We start from the raw sequence: 17,641 nt of genomic DNA, 5'->3' as shown, positions 1-17,641 counted from the left end.
AACAGCATGCCAGCTTTATCCAAGGGCTTTCTGCATCGGCTAGTGTGGGGCTTGTGCTTTTCTGCGATTCGCGGATGATTGCTCAATATTTGAGCAGTTTTACGGCTCAAGTCTGCCAAGGTGGACCACAGGTCGGAACCGCAGGTGGGTTGCTGTTGCCAAACCATCAGGTTCGTTACGCGCCGATGGCGCAGAGGTTGTGATGACGATGTGTCGATATGCGATCAGCCTGGTCGGGCTGCTGTTGGTAACGCCGCTGTATGCCGAGCAGCAGGCGCCGCAGACGTTGCGGGTCATTCCGAAGACCTATATCAGCCCCGGTGCCAGCGGCAGCATCGGCAGCTCGCAGACCATCGAAAGCCATAACCTCTATGGCGGGCAGCGTCTACCCGATGGCCTGCAGCGCCATGAGCAGCGTTACGGCAGCCAGTCGATAGAAAACCGCGGAACGATCAAGCAAACGATTGAGTACCCGAATGGCTACCGGGTGCAGCAGTATCCAGGGCAGAGCACTGAATACTATGAGCGCAGCCGCTAGCAGGCCGTTGAAGAATTACCTACGTTGCCGATACTGCGTTGAAAACAGGCTCGGAATGCTCATTTACAGCTCGTAAACTCCGCTTCCTCGCCTGTTTTCGCCTTGTCTCGACTGCCTCGCTAACATTCTCAACGGCCTGCTAGCTCAGGCCGCCATCACCAAGCCCCAGCGCAAGCCTAGAAACGCCAGCAGGCCCAGTGGGCCGAACATTAGCGTCAGCACATAACAGGGCAACAGTGCCCAGTGGCTGATGCCGGCGATGGCGCCTTCGTGGCGGATATACAGCCCGACCATCAGATCGAACGCCAGAATATGTATCCAGGCTGCCAGTGCGGCTGTGGGTTGTCGCAGCAGTGAGAGCACCCCGCCGAGGCTAAAGAAACCGGGCCTGCCGCTACCCGGTTCAGGCCGCTGGCGCATGGCGACAAACAGCAGCCAGCTATAGACGATGGCCAGCAGGACCACGCTGAGGCCCAGTACCAGTTCATCGGTATAGGGCCAGAATGGCAGGCAGACCAGCATCAGCCAGCCGAACAGAGCGATCAGCGAGGTGAGTTTGAACAGGGGTTTCAACGGGGCCATGGCGTGCTCATTGGGCAAGGTGTGAACTCAACCATAGCGGATGCGGCGACTGCCGCACCCTGGTATCAGCGGCTGAATACAGCACCATCAGCGGACACGAGGGCCAGCCGATGGGCGCGGTTTATTGCTTCTTGCCCCAGAGTTGCTCCAAGCGTTGATCGCGACCGCAGCCGTTGCGGTAGTAGTTGTAGCGCAGCGGGTTACGTTGGTAATAGTCCTGGTGATAGTCCTCGGCTGGATAAAAGGTGCTGGCGGCGAGGATTTCCGTGACCACCGGGGCCGGCAAACGCCCGGATTTATCCAAAGTGGCTTTGGAGGTTTCGGCCAGTTGCTGCTCTTCGGCGCTGCTGTAGAAGATCGCGCTGCGGTATTGCGGGCCGCGGTCGCAGAACTGGGCGTTGGCGGTCACCGGGTCGATGGTGGGCCAGTAGGCTTCAAGCAGCTTGGCGTAGCTGGTCTTGCTAGGGTCAAAGCGAACGCGCACCGCTTCGATATGCCCGCTAGTGCCGGCAGAGACCTGCTCATAAGTGGGGTTGTCGACATGCCCGCCGATGTAGCCGGAGGTGGTGTCAATCACGCCGGGCACTTTGTCGAAGTCTGACTCGGTGCACCAGAAACAGCCGCCGGCGAAGATTGCCACGCCGGGGTTTTCCACCATCGGCGTTGCGGTTTTGGGCTGCGGCTGCGGCGCTTGCGCAGCTGTGGGTTCACAAGCGGCCAGCAGGCCGCCCAAAACGAGGATGCTGCTGGCCAGCAGACGGCGGCGCCAGGTGTAGGTGATAGCAGTCATGTTCAGCTCCGCAGCTCAGGTAAGGCTTCGCCTTGCGGGATAAAGCGCAAGGCCACACCGTTGTTGCACCAGCGTTCGCCGCGCGGCTTCGGGCCGTCGTCGAAGACATGACCCTGGTGCCCGCCGCAGCGCGCGCAATGGTATTCGGTACGCGGGAAGAACAGCTTGAAGTCGCGCTTGGTACCCATATGGCCGGCAATCGGCTGGGTAAAACTGGGCCAGCCGGTGCCGCTTTCATATTTGTCCTGGCTGGCGAACAGCGGCAGGTAGCAGGCGGCGCACAGGTAGGTGCCATCGCGTTTTTCCTGATTTAACGGGCTGCTGCCAGGCGCTTCGGTGTCCTCTTCGAAGAGCACGGCATAGGCTTCAGGCGTCAGTAGATCCCGCCAGTCGCTGTGGGGTTTATTCAGAGACGTCACGCTACTGGCAACAGCTTCTGCCAGGCTAAGTGGGGCGTGACTGAGCAAGGGCAGGGCTGGCAAGAGTGCCATCCCCTTGAGCAGGGAGCGTCTTTTCATGGCAGTGCTCTGTATGAAGTGTGGCCAATAGACAGAGACAAAGCCGAGTTGTTACAGCCTTGCTCGCCGGGCGCGAGAATTTTTCCGCGCAAGTTGTAAATAAAGATAAATCGAGGGATCAGGCGATGGGTAGGCTGCTGGTTTTGTCCACGCCATCATCGATGACGATGCAGTTACGGCCGGCATTCTTGGCGCGATAGAGGCGTTCGTCGGCGCGCTGCAGCAGGCTTTCCCAGTGTTCGTCGCGGCGCAAGATGGCCCCGCCTACTGACATGGTCACCGCACCGCTGGGCCCGCGCAGGTGCTGCGCCACTTGCTGCTGCAGGTGTTGCGCGGCGGCCAGTAAGCCTTCGCGTTCGGTGTTGGGCAGCAGGAGGAGGAATTCCTCGCCGCCGAAGCGGAACAGTCGGTCTTCCTTGCGCGATGAGCTTTTGATCAGTTCGACAAAGTCCACCAGCACCTGGTCGCCGGCATGGTGGCCATGGTTGTCATTGATCCGTTTGAAATGATCCAGGTCCATCACCAAGACGCCGTAGCTGTTGCCGTGGCGGCGGTAAATGGAGGCGGCGATCTTCAGTTCTTCATTCATCGCTCGGCGATTACGGGCGCCGGTCAGCGGGTCATGGATGGCCAGTTGCTGGAGTTGATCGCGCTGGGTGCTGGTGCGGTAGGCAAAGACGAAACTGAGGATGCTGGCCATCATGCTGGTGACCAGAAATGACACCATCTGGTAGTCGCTTTCGAATACCGAGCCGGGTTTAAGTTGGCCGTAACCGACCAGCGTGGTGAGCACCAGGGTGGTGGCCAACAAGGCCTTGGCCGGCGACACCATAAAGAAATTGAACATGATCAGCGGGTAAATCCAGAACAGGCCGTTTACACCCAGGTTGATGGCGATCAGCGTTGCACCGGCGGAGAAGATGGTGGCCAGGTAGATGCCGGGTTTGATCGTGTCACCGGTGCGCCAGGCATAGATCACCGCCATCACTGTGGAGACAACGATCACGGTGTCGGAGGAGCCTACCAGGTAGTTGCCGGTCGCTAGCCGGTAGACGGCATAGGGGCTAATGCCAATCACGCCAAACAGGCCCATCAGCGTGATGATGGACAACTGGAAGTCGCTACGCAGGCGCCTGAGCAACCGCGATATCTGCATAGTTAAAGGCCACTGTTGTCGTTGTTATGAGCTAAGCATGCAGAGCTTGCCCTGGCGATGGCAATAGTAAAATTCTGCAACGTGCCAGCATGGGCCACTATCTGCCGAATGGTGTTGGTTTATCTGGTACTAAGGTTCCAGCCCTTGAGCGGTAAGGCTCGAGCTCGGCACGCGCACAAATGCCAGCAGGTTTTTGCTGCGCTGATAGCGCCTCAGGCGTTCAGCCAACGGCTGAGGCAGGTCGGTGCAGGGGGCAAAGCCCAGGCGCAGGTAGAAGTCGCTGAGCTGCGGGTGGCAGAACAGCCAGACCGGTGCCGGGCAATCGAGCAACGCAGTCTCGATCAACTTGCGCGCGATGCCTTGCCTCTGCCGAGCGCTATCGACCAGCAGGCTGGTCAGCCAATGCCCATGCGCGACCGGGTGCAGGCACAGCGCCGCGAGGATATCCCGGTCTTCAGCTACCCAGAGCTGGGCGCCGGCTGCGGCGCGCATGGCTGATCGTTGATTGCGGTAGAACTTGTCAGCCAGTGGCTTGAGCGAGGCGGGGAGTTGGCGGTAGTGCATTGCAGGTACTGTTGCGGCGGTGAGTGGATGCCTGAGCACAAGCGCGATGCTTGCCTCAGACGGTGCTTCAGGCGTTGGCGGCGTGGCTGCCGAGCAGGGTTTTCGCACCTTGCTTGTCTTTCTTGTCCGTACGCTTTTCGCTGGCGGTTTTCAGCGGCTTTTTCTTCACTTGTTTCTTCGAATCCATACCTTTGCTCATGATCTTCACCTCTGACAATGTCGTGGTTGAATGTTCTGGAGCGGGCCATCCCATCGCAGTGAGGCGAGGCTGGTACTTGGAGTCTACGCCCATGCCGAGCGAATAGCTGAGGCGTTATCTGGGCGTCTGGATGCAGGACAGGGTTCGACTGGTTAACAGTTCACCGGCAAAATCGGTGGATGGCGGTGACAGCCTGAGCGTGCCGCCGCATCATGGGCTTAATTACGCCGTGTACAGCCTGCTTGCTGTGCGACTGTCTGAACCCCTAGCCGAGACATTGATGGAACAAGCGCTGATTTATGCCGGCCAGAGCGTGCCTGGTCGGGTGCGTGGGCACAATGAAGATGCTCTGTTGTGTTGCCCACAGCTGAATCTGTGGGCGATTGCGGACGGCATGGGTGGTCATCAATGCGGCGAAGTGGCCAGTGCCCTGGCCTTACAAGCGCTGCAGGCGGCCTGTGCCGAAGGCCAGGACTTAGTGACGGCGGTGCATGCGGCCAATCGCGAAATCCTCAGCGTGGCGCGTACCGGTGAGCAGCGCGGCATGGGCACGACCTTGGTGGCGGTGCACTTTGCTGGCGCGGCCTTCAGCATTGCCTGGGTCGGTGATAGCCGCGCTTATCGGGTCAGCGCCGGGAAGATCGAGCGTCTGACTCGCGATCACAGCTGGGTGCAAACGATGATCGATGCCGGACAGATGAGCGCCGAGGCGGCGCGTAGCCATCCGCAGCGCAATGTCATTCTGCAGTGCCTGGGCCGTGATGATCAGCCGCTGGAAGTCGGCATGTTGCAAGGCTCGCTCGGTGAGCATGAGTTGCTGCTGCTGTGCAGCGACGGCCTGACTGGCGAGTTGGAAGACGCGCAGATCCAGCAGCTTTGCAGTAACGCTCAGACCCTCGATGAGCTGGTAGAACAGCTGCTGGCGCAGGCCAACCAACTGGGCGGCAAGGATAATATCTCCTGTATCGTACTCGGCCGTGATGCGGCTACGCCCAGCGTCGAGGCCAAACCGCGAGGTTTGCTCAGCCGTCTGTTTACCTCCCGCAAGCCCTAATTCGCCGGTGTGCACTGACCCCCATGACTGAACAATTGCTCGAAATCCCCGGTTATCAGGTGCATGGTCGCCTGGGTAAAGGCGGCATGGCCGAGGTGTACCTGGCCACGCAGGCGTCCCTGCAGCGCAAGGTGGCGATCAAGGTGCTGCTGAGCGCGGATGATCAGGCGTTCAGTCAGCGCTTTCTCAAGGAAGGCCACATCGTGGCGTCCCTGCATCACCCCTCGATCATCACCATCTATGACATCGACCAGCTCGCCGATGGTCGCCACTACCTGACTATGGAGTTCGTCCCGGGTGGCGATCTGGCGCAGCACAAGGGCGAGGTGTTCGACCTGCCGCGCGCGCTGCGTATCGTGCAGCAGGTGGCCAGCGGCCTGGCGGTGGTGCATGACAAAGGCCTGGTACACCGCGATATCAAACCGGCCAACATCCTCTTTCGCAGCGACGGCACGGCGGTGATCACCGACTTTGGCGTGGCCAAGGAAGTCGAGCTGGACCATGACCTTACCCAGTTCGGCATCGCCGTCGGCAGCCCGTCCTACAGCAGCCCCGAACAGGCGCAGTGCCAGGCACTGGATGCGCGCAGTGATATCTACAGCTTGGGGGTGATCCTGCTGGAGATGCTCACGGGCAATAATCCCTACCGCGCCGCCAACTACACCCAGACCGTGATGAACCACCTGCAAATGGACGTGCCGCAACTGCCGGCGCATTTGCAGAACTACCAGTGGTTGCTCGAACGCATGCTGGCAAAAGACCCAGATGAGCGTTTTGCCGACTGCAAGGTGCTGCTGGCGAGCCTTGATGAGCTGACCCGCGATGACCCGGACAGCACGCGCATCGCCCCAGCGCTGAGCCTGAGCAAACCGGCCAGACGCGAAACTGCGCGCAGTACGCTGTGGGTCTCGCTGCTGGCCGGCATCGTGTTGCTGGCCGGTGCTGCCAGCGGCGGTTATTACCTGTATCAGCAAAAACAGATCAGCGACTACCTGGCGCGTGCCGAGCTGCGCCTGCAGAACGGCAGCCTGCTGGAACCGCCGCAGGACAACGCCGATTACCTGTTCCGCCAGGTGCTGGCGCTGGATGCGGATAACCCGGAAGCTCTGGATGGCCTGGCGCGGGTGCTGCAGGCGCGGATCAACCAGTACTTGGCGTTGGCTGAGCAGCGTCTGGCTGATCAGCAGTTGCTGCTGCCTGAGGATGACAGTGCGACTTACTACTTCCGTCAGGTGTTGGCCTGGGAGCCCGATAATCTGCTGGCCCTGGCCGGAATCAACCGCGTGGCGCAGCGCTATATCGAGCAAAGTGAGGGTGCCTACAAGCGCCGCGAGTTTGCCCTGGCCTTGGCGCTGGTGCAGCAGGGCCTGGAAGTAGAGCCGGCTAACGAGCAGTTATTGCAGTTGCTCGATGGTCATGAGCAGCGCGTACGACTGGCCCAAACGCCGCGGCGCCGGCCGGCAGCTGCGGAACAGCCGGCAGCGGTAAACCCCGTCAAGCGGTTATGGAACAACCTATTCGATTAAGTTTTATGCTGGCATATTGCTACCGGCTAGATTGGCAGGCAGCATGCGCGCCTCGTCCACCGTGCCGCATATGAATGCCCAGGTACGACGGGTTATAGCTGGTTGTTTAACCGATGTTGGCGGAGTGCGCAGATGCTCAAAATTCACTTCAGTGATAATCGTCAGGCCCCGATCTGGTTGGTCGACGAGCGTTTCACCATCGGCCAGGACAGCCGCAACAGCCTGGTGCTGGAAGACCCCAGCATCGCTTCGTTTCACGCGGAAATCCGTCAGGATCAGGGCTTCTATTACCTGACCGATGTGGGCAGTCCGAGCGGCTCTTTCGTCAATGACGAGCGCGTCAGCACGCGCTTCCAACTGCGCGCTGATGACCGTGTGCGCTTGGGGGCGGTGGAGCTGCAGTTGGTCGACCCGGCGCGCAGCAAGACCCACACCGAGCAAACCGCGCGCTGGTACTTGCAGGTGATTCAGGGTGAACACGAAGGCAAGAAATTTCATATCAACGGCTCTATGACTTTTGGCCGTTCGGTGAAGTGCGAGCTGTGCTTCAGCGATCAGGAGTTATCGCGCCGTCACTGTGAGTTCTTCCTCAAGGATGACGTGCTAGAGGTCAAAGACCTGGCTTCGGCTAACGGCCTACTGGTCAACCAACAGAAGGTCACGACGGCGGTACTGCAGCCGGGCGATCAGTTGAAGATGGGCTCGGTGAGCCTGCTGGTGATCGGCCCGAAAAGCACCGTGGCGACCAGCGAGGATGAAGACGCCACGCTGTTTATGCGCGCGGTGGACCTGCCAAAACCGCTCAAAGCGGCGCCGCTTTCCAGCTCGCCGAACAACCAGTCCAACCCGCTGCGCACAAACGTGCAGGCCAACCCGCTGCGTGCAGCGCCGGCCAATGAACCCCCTGGCTTGAACAAGCCATTGCTGGCGTTGGCGGGGCTGTTGGTAACCGGGTTGGTCGCGGCGGTGGTGGTGTTTGTTCTCTAGCTCTGGCGGGCTCTGTAAGCACTGCGCTGCTCGATTGGTGAATGGGCTGACTTGATACGACAGTGCCAGGTGGCGGCTTTGGCGTTAGGCTACGTCCTTTGCACTGCCATCCGCTGTTGGAGTCTCCGTGAAGCCATTGCTCCTGTTGCTATCTGCCTGTTGCCTGGCGCTTCAGCCGTTCAATGCCCTGGCGTGGTCCAACCACTCGCTGGGCAGTCAGCTGGCCTTGCAGAACCTGCCGCAGTTGCAGCGCACGCTGACCTATGAACCGCTGCAGGCCTTTCTGGACGCACAGGCGCCGGCAATCGAGCAATTGCTGGATGAGCAGGAAACCTTTGCCCGTGCGCATTTTCCGGACTATCCAACCCGCCCGGATGATCTGCGGTTTGAGGCCGCGAGCACCCTGCCTGAGCAGCGTCGTGCCGCGTTTCTGCAGGCATTGCGGGTCAACCCGCAGATTCGTCTGGCTGGTTTTGTTCAGCAGTTGCCAGGGCAGGGCGATGAGGGTCGACCACGCCTGATGGCCGAGCAGGTGCTGGTGTTTCGCAAGATTGGTCCCTGGAGCCACTGGCGGTATTTGGCGCTGCAGCCCGGTGAGGCGGTGAGTGCTTTGCAGGTGCTGAGCAGTGCGGCCGATGAACCGGACTATGGCCACGATATCAACCTGTTCAGCGACAACCCAGGCGATGCCGGCGCGCGCTACAACTTCGGCGCGCAGCCCTTCGGCGATGCGCGCTTCGAGTATTCCTCCCAGGCGCCATTTCATATCGGTTATTACCACGAGCCAGAGTTGGTGCTTCAGGCGGCGCCTTATCTACGCCGCACCCTGCCGCACTGGCGCATCTACCAATACACCGGGCTGGCGCGGCTGGCCCTGGCCACTGGGCACGACTACTGGGGCTATCGCTTCCTCGGTTGGGCGCTGCACTACATGCAGGACCTGACCCAGCCCTACCACGCCAAGACCGTTCCGGGCTTCAGTACGCCAGAGCTGATGCTGATTGCGCTCAAAGGCGCAGCCGGTTACCCGCAAGACCGCCAAGCAGCGATTGCCCGCGTGGCGGATCGACACACGGCCATCGAGGAATATCAGCTGGAGCGCATGCAGCAACTGATGGACGAACAAACGCCAGCGCCCCTGTTGCAGGCGTATACGCAAACGCCACCGGATGCGTATCCGACTTATTCGGTGGATTACGCGCAGCAGGTGGTGGCGGCCGAGTCCTATGCCACGGCGGATGCGCTGGATCAGGTGATTGGTCAGTGGTTGGCCCGCAAACCCGCGGCTGCGCCAGGTTTTAGCGGGGGGAATCAGCTGACTCAGGCCCAAGCCGACCCGGTACTTGAGCAGATGCTGGTGGTGCTGTTTAAACGCTTTGGCGCACACACCCGCAACGTTGTGCAGACTACTTTGGCGCCACCTGTGTCTGGCGTAACTGCGTCGGACTGAACCACAGTTCACGCCTCTGCAGCGGGGTGGCACTGGGCAATAGCGGGTTGGGCAGTTCGATCACCTGGCGTTCGGCGTCTTGCAGATGCGCCAGGCTGTGGGCGAATTGTTGCTTGAACAACTCCTCAAAGGAGCCGTCCGCGACGGCGCGCTCCATGCCGATGCGGACGGTTTCGGCCAGTTCCGGACGTCGCGGTGAAAAGAAGAAATACAACGCTGTGGGGTAGTGCAGCAGCACATGCGGGTCGGCGACCAACTGCTGTGCCCGTGGGTTTTGCAGCTCGGTACCGATTTCCAGAACCGATCGCGGGAAGTAATCAAAGCGCCGTGCCTGCAGCATGTGAAACAGGCTGGCATAGTTGGACGACACCACCACGGGTAAGCCCTGGCTTTGCAGAATGGCGGTGTCGGGCCAGTCGTGGCCCTGGCCTGCCGTAAACTGGCGCAGGTCATCCAGGGTTCGCACGTGCTTGAGCAGGTCCACGCGCTCGCGGGGCAGCAACGCGACACGCCAACCGAATAACCCTTTGTCCAACGGTATGCGTACAGGCAGTAGGCGTTCTTCGCGCTCGCGGCTGGTCATGCTCCAGACCACATCCAGGTGTTTGTCGTGTTGCAAATCAACCAACGCACGCTCTTGCTCCATGCTGGTATGCGTGGGCACTAGGCGCAGTGGGCTGCCGGCTTTATCCAGCGCGAGGCGTAACTGAGCCAGCATGTAGTTGGAGCGCGACTCATCACCGTCACTCCAGCGCGGGTAGTAAATGGCGGTCGCGTCACTCGCGTGCACGGGCAATAACAAACTGCACAGCAACAGGCATAGCAGCCAGCGCCAGACGGTCTGTTGCAAGGGGAGTGGCATATCGATATGAATCCTTTCAATACCGGCCCGGCAGGGTTCAGTGGGCAGTGCGGCGCGCATTATGCCAGCCTGGCGTCGCGGCCGTATGCCGTAGGTCGATTGCCATCGTCGACTCAGGCCCTGCTGCGCAAGAACGCTCCGTAGCCGCGCGCCTGCCCAAGGTCGCTGGCGAATACGCCTTGCTGGTACGCGATACGCCCGTTGATCACAACTGCATCCACAGCGTCGCCACGGTTGACCATGCGCTGCAAGCCGCCGAAGGCCTCCATCGGTGCTTCCTGGTAGCTGGCCAGTGACTCATCCAGCGCACTGGGGTCAATGATTACCAGGTCGGCACGAGCGCCTTCGTAGAGCCTGCCGGCGTCAATGTTGAACCACTCACCCAGCTCGCCTGTCAGGCGCCAGATTGCCGTTTCAATCGGCATCACCGGTTGGTCGCGTAGCTCGGCATCGCGCACCAGTTTGAGCAGGCGAACACCGAAGTTGTAGAAGGCCATATTGCGGATATGCGCACCGGAGTCGGCAAAACCGATCAGGGTACTTGGCTCGCATACCAGTTTCTCCACCACTTCGGGGCGATGGTTGGCGATCAACGTACGCCAGCGCAGGCGCGGGCCGTGGGCCACCAGCAGGTCGAGAAACAGATCGGCCGGGTGTTCATCGCGGCTCTTGGCCAGCTCGCCAACGCTTTTGCCGACCACGCTGGCGTCCGGGCAGTCGACAATCCAGGCGTCGTCGAAGTCGCGGTGCCAGACCCGTGGGCCGAATTTCTTCTCCACATCCTGGCGAAAGCGCAGGCGGTAGGCCGGGTCCTGGAACAGTTGACTGCGCATATCGTGGTTGGCCAGGTGCAGGGCGGCTTGGCCGGCGGGAAACTCTTCGAAAACTACAAACTCCATGCCGTCGGCATAGGTTTCAAACGGCACCGGCAGAGTTTGCCAACGGAAGTCGGCATGGGTCAGGCGATTGATCCAGCGGGTCAGTGGGCCAAGTACCGGGGCGAGCCACGGATCGGCTTTGACATCCATCAGGGTGATCAGGGTGGTCTTCAGCGGCTTGCGCCACCAGCCGCCGATGCTGTCCCAGAGAAAGGCCAGGACATTGAGCTTGGTCACCAGGTTCGGCGCGCCCTGATGGATGCGCCCGCGCCGGCGCAGGATCTTGTTCAGCCGCGCGTACTCGGCCCAGGGTGCATACACCGAGGGCAGAGATTTCGAGCGCTGACGGTCGCCATCGAGCTTGTCCCAGGGATTGGTCATGCTCGACAGGCCGAGTAAACCGGCGTCCAACGCCTCTTCCAGCAGGCGTTCCATCTGCTGTAATTCACCCTCGGTGGGGCGTACGTTGGCGTCTACGGCGCGTTCCAGGCCAAGCACGGCGACGCGCAAATCGGAGTGGCCGAGGAAGGAGCAGATGTTCGGCCCCAGCGGATGCTGATCGAGAAAGGCGGCGAATTCGCTGGCGCTGTTCCAGGTCTTGCGCGCCTGCAGCAGCGGTAGCACATGTTCACGCGGCACTGATTCGACGCGGGTGAACAGGTCTGAGCAATCCTCGGGGCTGGACAACACCATGCTAATCGAGCAGCTGCCGATCATCACCGTGGTCACGCCATGGCGCACCGACTCCTTGAGCGCAGGGGCGGCCACCAGTTCGGCGTCGTAATGGGTGTGCATGTCGATAAAACCGGGCGTCACCCAGCGGTTTTGCGCATCGATCACCTGGCCACAATCTCTCTCATCCAGGGCGCTGGCACTGATGCAGGCTAGTTTTCCGTCACGGATGCCAAGGTGACGCACGACGCCGGGCGCGCCGCTGCCATCGAAAAACAGCGCGTTTTTGATCAGCACATCGAACATCGGCAGGCTCCTTGGCGAGTGATTCTGACTCGTCGAGCTTAGTCTGCCGTGCGCCGTTGTTGTGAGGGTGTAAGTGAACAACCCTCGGTCAATTCGGCCACCTCGCCAAGCTGCTCAGGCGTTAAGGCGACGGCGCTCGGCGCTGATCTCCGGCATATCGGTACGCCGCATATAGACCCGCAGCGGTTCGCTGATCGCCAGACGGTCATCAATGTTCTGTTCCAGCAGCAGTTGCAGGCGCGCGCGGTCGAGGCTCATCAGTTCGCCGTCAAAGGCACGCCAGACGAATTCGCACGTAGGCGTGATGCTCTGTTCGAGCACGTCGAGGCCAAAGGAGTCTTCGGAAAAACGCACGATATAGCGCCCGGTCTTGGCATTGAAACCGACAAAACCTTGCAGTTGGTCGGCAGCCGCGCAGATGCTGGCAGAGGTGATGCTCATGGGAGCCTCGTCGATGGCAATGGATGTCATCGGCATAGGCTAAAGCGCTCTGGGTAGAGGATCTTGCGATGGATCAATAAGTGGGCGGATCGCACTAGTTCTGAGCAGGGAAGCGAAGGGCAGGTGCAAGAGGGTGTCGCCCGGCGAGCCATTGCAACTCGCCAGGGTGGTGGATTTAGTCTTTGCGGGTGCTGGAGAAGGCGCTGATCTTGCCGAATGGCGAGCTTTGCATGCCCACCTTTACTGCCATCAGCGGCGAGTTGTTGACCCAGACATCGTCGATCACGATGGTTTCACCGATGTCGTCGTTATCGGCGGCTACCAGTAGGTAGTAAGTGCCGTCTTCGGCGGCTTCACCATCCCAGCTCAGGCTGATCTGGCCGACCACGGCTTCGGCACGCGAAGGCTTGTCGGCAATCACTGCGCCGTAGGCATCCAACAGCATGGCGCGTGGTTTCAGGGCGTATTTGCTGACGCCCATGCAGGGATCGTTGCACAGTGAGTGCACGTTGAGCGTGTAGCGCTCGCCCTTTTTCAGCTGCAGGGAAAAGATCCGGTAGTTGGAGATCGAGCTGCCGAAGTCCAGGCGCGGCTCATCGGCGCTGATCGGCCACTGTGGTGCCAACAGGCCCGGGTTGAGCGGCAGTGGAATGGCCTGGGTGTTGTGGATGGCTTCCAGGGCGCTCTTGGCCATCGGACTTTTGCCCGCCTTAACGTCTTGCTGGTAGGTCGTCTGCGGGTTGCTGGCGCAGGCGCCGAGCAGCAGGCATGCGGCCAGAATCAGAAACTTGTGCACGGTAAAACTCCTGTGTGACGACGTCCTTGTGTACACGCCGGGCATGGGTAGCGCGGCGGGCGGCGATTCTACCCGCTTTGTTGGCTGCGGGCAGTGGTCAATCGGCCGAATCGACGAACTGCGCACATTGCAGCGTGCCGTTCGTGGACCCGCTGCGCCTCCTGCGCAGCGGGTCTGGTCAGCCTGGGGTTAGCCGGAAAGCCCGACGTAGACGTTCTGCACGTCATCGTGAGCGTCGAGGGATTCGAGGAAGGCTTCGACTTCTTCCAGTTGTTCTGCAGTCAGGCTGCTCACCGGGTTTTTCGGGATGTAGCCGATTTTCGCCGAGTTGACGCTGAAACCATGCTCCGGCAACGCGCGGCACACGGCGTCGAGGTCGGTCGGTTCGGTGATAAACAGGGTGTTGCCTTCATCGGCTGGCTCGAAATCCTGAGCGCCGGCTTCGATGGCGGCCATTTCCGGGTCGGCATCGCTTTCGGTGCTGGCTTCGATCATACCCACATGGTCGAAATCCCAGGTTACCGAGCCGGAAGCGCCCATCTGGCCCTTGCGGAACAGCACGCGGACTTCGGCCACGGTGCGGTTGATGTTGTCGGTCAGGCATTCGATGATCACGGGCACCTGATGCGGGGCGAAGCCTTCGTAGGTGGCGGAGTGGAAGGTCACGGTGTCGCCCAGCAGGCCGGCACCTTTCTTGATCGCTCGCTCGAGGGTTTCCTTGGGCATCGAGGCTTTTTTCGCCTGATGGATGGCCAGGCGCAGCTTGGGGTTCAGGTCCGGGTCGGCGCCGTTGCGGGCTGCGATCATGATTTCCTTGACCAGGCGGCCGAAGATCTTGCCTCTGGCGTTGGCCGCGGCTTCTTTAGGTTTGGCTTTCCACTGAGCGCCCATGGGTTATCTCGTCGTTGCGGGTTAATAGGTGAATTTCGGGCCTGCTGTGCGTCGGCGATTGCGCGTTAGAAATGGCTTCATTCGCGCGGCGCAAGTTCCGAAATAAATACGAAAGGCTGCGATTCTAGCCCTTCGAGGCGCTGGCGGCACCTGTGGCGCAGCAATCTGCCGATCAGTGATGCGCTGTACGGCTTATTTGCCGGGTTTCTGTATGGGCGCGATGGCGCGGCTGGCCGCTTTAATAAGCGCTGATTTATTAGTCTGGAACGCCCATGCAACCCAAGGATTTACTGCTGGCCCTGGTGGTGATCGTCGTCTGGGGTATGAACTTTGTGGTGATCAAGATCGGCCTGCATGAGATGCCGCCGATGTTGCTGGGCACCTTGCGTTTTCTGCTGGCGGCCTTTCCGGCCGTGCTGTTTATCAAGCGCCCACAGATTCCCCTGCGTTGGCTGCTGGCCTATGGCTTGACCATCTCGCTGGGGCAGTTTGCCTTTCTCTTCTCGGCCATGGCGGTCGGCATGCCGGCCGGGCTGGCGTCGCTGGTGCTGCAATCGCAGGCGCTGTTTACTCTGCTGTTTGCTGTGCTGTTGCTGGGTGAGCGTTTTCGCCTGGCCAATCTGTTCGGGTTATTGGTGGCAGCCGGCGGTTTGCTGCTGATTGGCTCGCAGGGCAATGGCCTGATGACCCTGGCCGGTTTTCTTCTCACGCTCTGCGCTGCCGCCATGTGGGCGCTGGGCAATATCGTGACGCGCAAGCTGGGCAAGGTGAATCTGGTGGGCTTGGTGGTGTGGGGTAGCCTGGTACCGCCGTTGCCGTTTTTTGCGCTGTCCTGGCTGATGGAAGGCCCTGAGGTAATCGAGTCTGCGCTGCGCGGCTTTAGCCTGGATACCTTGCTGGTGCTGGTCTACCTGGCATTCGGCGCGACCATTCTGGGCTATGGCCTGTGGAGCCGCTTACTGTCGCGCTACCCAGCCAGCCAGGTGGCGCCGTTCTCGCTGCTGGTGCCAGTAGTCGGACTGACCTCATCGGCATTGCTGCTTGATGAGCGCCTGAGCAGCCTGCAGCTAGTCGGTGCGCTGTTGGTGATGCTCGGTTTGCTGCTGAATTTTTGCGGCGGTTGGTTGCAGGAGCGTTTGCGCGCGCGTTGGGCTTAACGTTTACCCATGGCGCGGCGAGTCCCACTTGGCGCTGGGCCAATCTTCTTTTCGTGGCTCGACTTGTTGCCCTTCTGGTGCCAGGGCTGATCGTCTTGTTTGCCTGAAGCGGCTTTGGCGGCGCCGAACAGCGAGGCAAAGCCGCTGGCTTTAACCGCGTTGGTGGCGTTGCTCTCGCTGTCGGCAGACTGAACGGCGAGGGTGGGTTCAGCTGCTGGAGTGTTGGTCATGGCGAGGTCCGCGGGTGCGAGAAGAAAAGGCCGGCGAGTATACCTGGCTATTGCCCGAGGTTTTGCACTGTTGGTCAGTGGCACGGTGCCCGATGGGCGCTGCGCGAAAAAATTGGATTCGCCGGGCCGGGCGGCCCAGCGAACAGGCAGGATCAGTCCTGGCGGCTGGTCACTTCCAGCAGGTGATAACCGAACTGGGTCTTCACCGGGCCTTGCACCACGTTGATCGGTGCGCTGAATACTACGGTGTCGAATTCCTTGACCATCTGGCCTGGGCCGAACGAGCCAAGGTCACCGCCGCTGCGGCTGGACGGGCAGCTGGAGTTGTCTTTGGCGACTTGGGCGAAGTCGGCACCGCCTTCGATTGCGGCTTTTAGTTCGTTGCACTTGTCTTCGCTGGCAACCAGGATGTGACGGGCAGTGGCGCGGGCCATGGGAATTACTCCTTATAAAGAAGCGGCAAAGCCTACCGGAATCGTTCGGCTATTCAAACGCCGTGCATGTGACGTTTATCGGTTGAGTCATAAAAATCTGCCTGGCGCGCTGATTCACGCCGCGTTGCGTTGAACCCTGAATGGCGTGCATAAAAAAGGCTTACCCATGGGTAAGCCTTTTGTTGTTTCGGCCAGCGTTTAGCTGCGTTGTTGCTCAGCTTGGCAAGCGGCGGCGGTGAACAGCACATCGGTGGAGGAGTTCAGCGCGGTTTCTGCAGAGTCCTGCACGATGCCGATTATAAAGCCGACGGCGACCACCTGCATGGCCACATCATTGGGGATACCGAACAGGCTGCAAGCCAGCGGAATCAGCAGCAGCGAACCGCCGGCAACCCCTGAGGCACCACAGGCGCAGATCGAGGCCAGCACGCTGAGCAGCAGCGCGGTAGGCATATCGACGGCAACACCCAGAGTGTTTACGGCGGCCAGGGTCAGAACGCTAATGGTGATAGCGGCACCGGCCATGTTGATGGTCGCGCCCAGAGGGATCGACACCGAGTAGGTTTCCTCATGCAGGCCCAGGCGCTGGCAGAGCTGCAGGTTGACCGGAATGTTGGCCGCCGAGCTACGGGTGAAGAACGCCGTCAGGCCGCTTTCGCGCAGGCAGGTCAGCACCAGCGGGTAGGGGTTGCGGCGGGTCTTGAAATAGACAATCGCCGGGTTGGTCACCAGGGCGACAAACAGCATGCAACCGACCAGTACCAGCAGCAGGTGCAGGTAATCGATCAGAGCAGACATGCCTGATTCAGCCAGGGTGGCCGCAACCAGGCCGAAAACCCCCAGTGGCGCCAGGCGAATCACCAGTTTGACGATGCTGGTAACTGCGTCAGAAAGGTCAGCGAGCATTTGCTTGCTGCTCGGGCTGGCGTGACGGAAGGCAAAACCCAGGGCAATGGCCCAGGCCAGGATGCCGATAAAGTTGCCTTTGAGCAGGGCATTGATCGGGTTATCCACCACATTCAGCAGCAGGGTTTTTAGCACTTCGCTGATATCGCTGGGTGGTGACAGCTCGGCGCTGTTGCTCACCAAGGTCAGGCTGGACGGGAAGGCAAAGCTGGCGGCTACTGCGATCAATGCCGCACTGAAGGTGCCGATCAGGTACAGCAGCAGAATCGGTTTGATATGGGTCTGCTGGCCTTGCTGATGGTTGGCAATCGACGCCGCTACCAGTACGAATACCAGCACCGGTGCTACGGCCTTCAGCGCAGATACAAACACCGTACCGAGGAAGCTGACGCTCGCCGCTGCTTCAGGCAGGAGCATCGCCAGGGCGATACCGGCCACCAGGCCGATGGCGATTTGCAGCACCAGGCTGGTGCGGTTGAGCAGTTGGACAAGCGGGTGTTGGGCAGTGGTCATGACATGCATCTCTACTTGGCGGGCAGGCCTGCGATCTCTTCATATTGCCTGCGGGGCTTGGGGCGCCGGGGGCTGGATGCATGGCTGCGGTGCGCGTTATGAGGCTTTTCGCGGGGGATGAAACAAGGCCACGCTGAAAAATAGCGCGCGACTCTACCACAGTGACCCGCTGTTACGCGCTGGCGCAGTGC

At 60.6% G+C, this 17,641-nt stretch carries 20 protein-coding genes; 6 read left to right on the top strand and 14 right to left on the bottom strand.

All coding sequences use genetic code 11. The annotated features are described in order from the left end of the window. The first annotated feature begins 202 nt into the window (after positions 1-202). Complete coding sequence (locus tag HBN63_RS12925; RefSeq protein ID WP_244152828.1) at positions 203-538, top strand: hypothetical protein; 336 nt, start codon at positions 203-205, stop codon at positions 536-538. A 144-nt stretch (positions 539-682) separates the two neighbouring features. Here the strand turns inward: HBN63_RS12925 and HBN63_RS12920 are convergent, their stop codons facing one another. From HBN63_RS12920 to HBN63_RS21900, 6 genes are all read right to left on the bottom strand, one after another. Then, positions 683-1,120, bottom strand: a complete 438-nt coding sequence (locus HBN63_RS12920) for an ABA4-like family protein (RefSeq protein WP_160085184.1) — start codon at positions 1,118-1,120, stop codon at positions 683-685. Between the two features lie 121 nt (positions 1,121-1,241). Next, positions 1,242-1,910 (bottom strand): peptide-methionine (S)-S-oxide reductase MsrA, encoded by a 669-nt coding sequence (gene msrA / locus HBN63_RS12915; protein WP_170049689.1) that lies wholly within the window; start codon positions 1,908-1,910, stop codon positions 1,242-1,244. A 2-nt stretch (positions 1,911-1,912) separates the two neighbouring features. Beyond that, complete coding sequence (gene msrB, locus HBN63_RS12910; protein ID WP_170049688.1) at positions 1,913-2,428, bottom strand: peptide-methionine (R)-S-oxide reductase MsrB; 516 nt, start codon at positions 2,426-2,428, stop codon at positions 1,913-1,915. Positions 2,429-2,546: 118 nt separating this feature from the next. Next, the gene (locus HBN63_RS12905; protein ID WP_170049687.1) at positions 2,547-3,584 is read right to left on the bottom strand and encodes a GGDEF domain-containing protein; all 1,038 of its coding nucleotides are present in this window, start codon (positions 3,582-3,584) and stop codon (positions 2,547-2,549) included. Positions 3,585-3,713: 129 nt separating this feature from the next. After that, complete coding sequence (locus tag HBN63_RS12900; RefSeq protein WP_170049686.1) at positions 3,714-4,148, bottom strand: GNAT family N-acetyltransferase; 435 nt, start codon at positions 4,146-4,148, stop codon at positions 3,714-3,716. 67 nt (positions 4,149-4,215) lie between these two features. Next, the gene (locus HBN63_RS21900) at positions 4,216-4,347 is read right to left on the bottom strand and encodes a hypothetical protein (protein ID WP_256665405.1); all 132 of its coding nucleotides are present in this window, start codon (positions 4,345-4,347) and stop codon (positions 4,216-4,218) included. Between the two features lie 280 nt (positions 4,348-4,627). Between HBN63_RS21900 and HBN63_RS12895 the strand changes: the two genes are divergently transcribed. From HBN63_RS12895 to HBN63_RS12880, 4 genes are all read left to right on the top strand, one after another. Next, positions 4,628-5,401, top strand: coding sequence for a protein phosphatase 2C domain-containing protein (locus HBN63_RS12895; RefSeq protein WP_170049715.1), 774 nt, complete (start codon positions 4,628-4,630; stop codon positions 5,399-5,401). Positions 5,402-5,424: 23 nt separating this feature from the next. After that, the gene (locus HBN63_RS12890) at positions 5,425-6,927 is read left to right on the top strand and encodes a serine/threonine-protein kinase (protein WP_170049685.1); all 1,503 of its coding nucleotides are present in this window, start codon (positions 5,425-5,427) and stop codon (positions 6,925-6,927) included. Between the two features lie 132 nt (positions 6,928-7,059). Further along, positions 7,060-7,914 carry an FHA domain-containing protein gene (locus tag HBN63_RS12885; RefSeq protein ID WP_170049684.1) on the top strand — a complete coding sequence of 285 codons (855 nt, stop codon included), beginning with the start codon at positions 7,060-7,062 and terminating at the stop codon, positions 7,912-7,914. 136 nt (positions 7,915-8,050) lie between these two features. Then, positions 8,051-9,364, top strand: a complete 1,314-nt coding sequence (locus HBN63_RS12880; protein WP_170049714.1) for a phospholipase — start codon at positions 8,051-8,053, stop codon at positions 9,362-9,364. Here HBN63_RS12880 and HBN63_RS12875 read toward each other — a convergent pair. From HBN63_RS12875 to HBN63_RS12855, 5 genes are all read right to left on the bottom strand, one after another. Continuing rightward, positions 9,321-10,226: a hypothetical protein gene (locus HBN63_RS12875; RefSeq protein WP_223181875.1), complete on the bottom strand. Its 906-nt coding sequence runs from the start codon at positions 10,224-10,226 to the stop codon at positions 9,321-9,323. The genes HBN63_RS12880 and HBN63_RS12875 overlap by 44 nt on opposite strands. 113 nt (positions 10,227-10,339) lie before the next feature. After that, positions 10,340-12,082 carry an amidohydrolase family protein gene (locus tag HBN63_RS12870; protein WP_262498949.1) on the bottom strand — a complete coding sequence of 581 codons (1,743 nt, stop codon included), beginning with the start codon at positions 12,080-12,082 and terminating at the stop codon, positions 10,340-10,342. Between the two features lie 114 nt (positions 12,083-12,196). Further along, on the bottom strand, positions 12,197-12,523 hold the full coding sequence (locus HBN63_RS12865; protein WP_170049683.1) for a DUF2025 family protein: 327 nt from the start codon (positions 12,521-12,523) through the stop codon (positions 12,197-12,199). 175 nt (positions 12,524-12,698) lie between these two features. Beyond that, positions 12,699-13,319: a hypothetical protein gene (locus HBN63_RS12860; RefSeq protein ID WP_345940483.1), complete on the bottom strand. Its 621-nt coding sequence runs from the start codon at positions 13,317-13,319 to the stop codon at positions 12,699-12,701. 189 nt (positions 13,320-13,508) lie between these two features. Then, entirely contained in the window at positions 13,509-14,210 is a 702-nt protein-coding gene (locus HBN63_RS12855; RefSeq protein WP_170049682.1) for a YebC/PmpR family DNA-binding transcriptional regulator, read from the bottom strand. Positions 14,211-14,482: 272 nt separating this feature from the next. Here HBN63_RS12855 and HBN63_RS12850 point away from each other — a divergent pair, with 272 nt between their 5' ends. Then, complete coding sequence (locus tag HBN63_RS12850; RefSeq protein ID WP_170049681.1) at positions 14,483-15,367, top strand: EamA family transporter; 885 nt, start codon at positions 14,483-14,485, stop codon at positions 15,365-15,367. Here the strand turns inward: HBN63_RS12850 and HBN63_RS12845 are convergent. From HBN63_RS12845 to sstT, 3 genes are all read right to left on the bottom strand, one after another. Further along, positions 15,364-15,597 (bottom strand): hypothetical protein, encoded by a 234-nt coding sequence (locus HBN63_RS12845; protein ID WP_170049609.1) that lies wholly within the window; start codon positions 15,595-15,597, stop codon positions 15,364-15,366. The genes HBN63_RS12850 and HBN63_RS12845 overlap by 4 nt on opposite strands. 152 nt (positions 15,598-15,749) lie before the next feature. After that, positions 15,750-16,031, bottom strand: a complete 282-nt coding sequence (locus tag HBN63_RS12840; protein WP_090248458.1) for a peptidylprolyl isomerase — start codon at positions 16,029-16,031, stop codon at positions 15,750-15,752. Positions 16,032-16,229: 198 nt separating this feature from the next. Next, entirely contained in the window at positions 16,230-17,450 is a 1,221-nt protein-coding gene (gene sstT / locus HBN63_RS12835; RefSeq protein WP_170049680.1) for a serine/threonine transporter SstT, read from the bottom strand. Positions 17,451-17,641: the final 191 nt, after the last annotated feature.

This window comes from Pseudomonas sp. WS 5011 (assembly GCF_012985775.1).
Classification (GTDB): Bacteria; Pseudomonadota; Gammaproteobacteria; order Pseudomonadales; family Pseudomonadaceae; genus Aquipseudomonas; species Aquipseudomonas peli.
Note: the sequence above shows the minus strand (reverse complement) of the source record. Positions and strands in the feature narration are given on the sequence as shown.

Bases quoted from the DNA above. Each gene is read 5' to 3' on its own strand.
- HBN63_RS12925 (WP_244152828.1), top strand. From the start codon at position 203: ATGACGATGTGTCGATATGCGATCAGCCTGGTCGGGCTGCTGTTGGTA.
- HBN63_RS12920 (WP_160085184.1), bottom strand. From the start codon at position 1,120: ATGGCCCCGTTGAAACCCCTGTTCAAACTCACCTCGCTGATCGCTCTG.
- msrA (WP_170049689.1), bottom strand. From the start codon at position 1,910: ATGACTGCTATCACCTACACCTGGCGCCGCCGTCTGCTGGCCAGCAGC.
- msrB (WP_170049688.1), bottom strand. From the start codon at position 2,428: ATGAAAAGACGCTCCCTGCTCAAGGGGATGGCACTCTTGCCAGCCCTG.
- HBN63_RS12905 (WP_170049687.1), bottom strand. From the start codon at position 3,584: ATGCAGATATCGCGGTTGCTCAGGCGCCTGCGTAGCGACTTCCAGTTG.
- HBN63_RS12900 (WP_170049686.1), bottom strand. From the start codon at position 4,148: ATGCACTACCGCCAACTCCCCGCCTCGCTCAAGCCACTGGCTGACAAG.
- HBN63_RS21900 (WP_256665405.1), bottom strand. From the start codon at position 4,347: ATGAGCAAAGGTATGGATTCGAAGAAACAAGTGAAGAAAAAGCCGCTG.
- HBN63_RS12895 (WP_170049715.1), top strand. From the start codon at position 4,628: ATGGAACAAGCGCTGATTTATGCCGGCCAGAGCGTGCCTGGTCGGGTG.
- HBN63_RS12890 (WP_170049685.1), top strand. From the start codon at position 5,425: ATGACTGAACAATTGCTCGAAATCCCCGGTTATCAGGTGCATGGTCGC.
- HBN63_RS12885 (WP_170049684.1), top strand. From the start codon at position 7,060: ATGCTCAAAATTCACTTCAGTGATAATCGTCAGGCCCCGATCTGGTTG.
- HBN63_RS12875 (WP_223181875.1), bottom strand. From the start codon at position 10,226: ATGCCACTCCCCTTGCAACAGACCGTCTGGCGCTGGCTGCTATGCCTG.
- HBN63_RS12870 (WP_262498949.1), bottom strand. From the start codon at position 12,082: ATGTTCGATGTGCTGATCAAAAACGCGCTGTTTTTCGATGGCAGCGGC.
- HBN63_RS12865 (WP_170049683.1), bottom strand. From the start codon at position 12,523: ATGAGCATCACCTCTGCCAGCATCTGCGCGGCTGCCGACCAACTGCAA.
- HBN63_RS12855 (WP_170049682.1), bottom strand. From the start codon at position 14,210: ATGGGCGCTCAGTGGAAAGCCAAACCTAAAGAAGCCGCGGCCAACGCC.
- HBN63_RS12850 (WP_170049681.1), top strand. From the start codon at position 14,483: ATGCAACCCAAGGATTTACTGCTGGCCCTGGTGGTGATCGTCGTCTGG.
- HBN63_RS12845 (WP_170049609.1), bottom strand. From the start codon at position 15,597: ATGACCAACACTCCAGCAGCTGAACCCACCCTCGCCGTTCAGTCTGCC.
- HBN63_RS12840 (WP_090248458.1), bottom strand. From the start codon at position 16,031: ATGGCCCGCGCCACTGCCCGTCACATCCTGGTTGCCAGCGAAGACAAG.
- sstT (WP_170049680.1), bottom strand. From the start codon at position 17,450: ATGACCACTGCCCAACACCCGCTTGTCCAACTGCTCAACCGCACCAGC.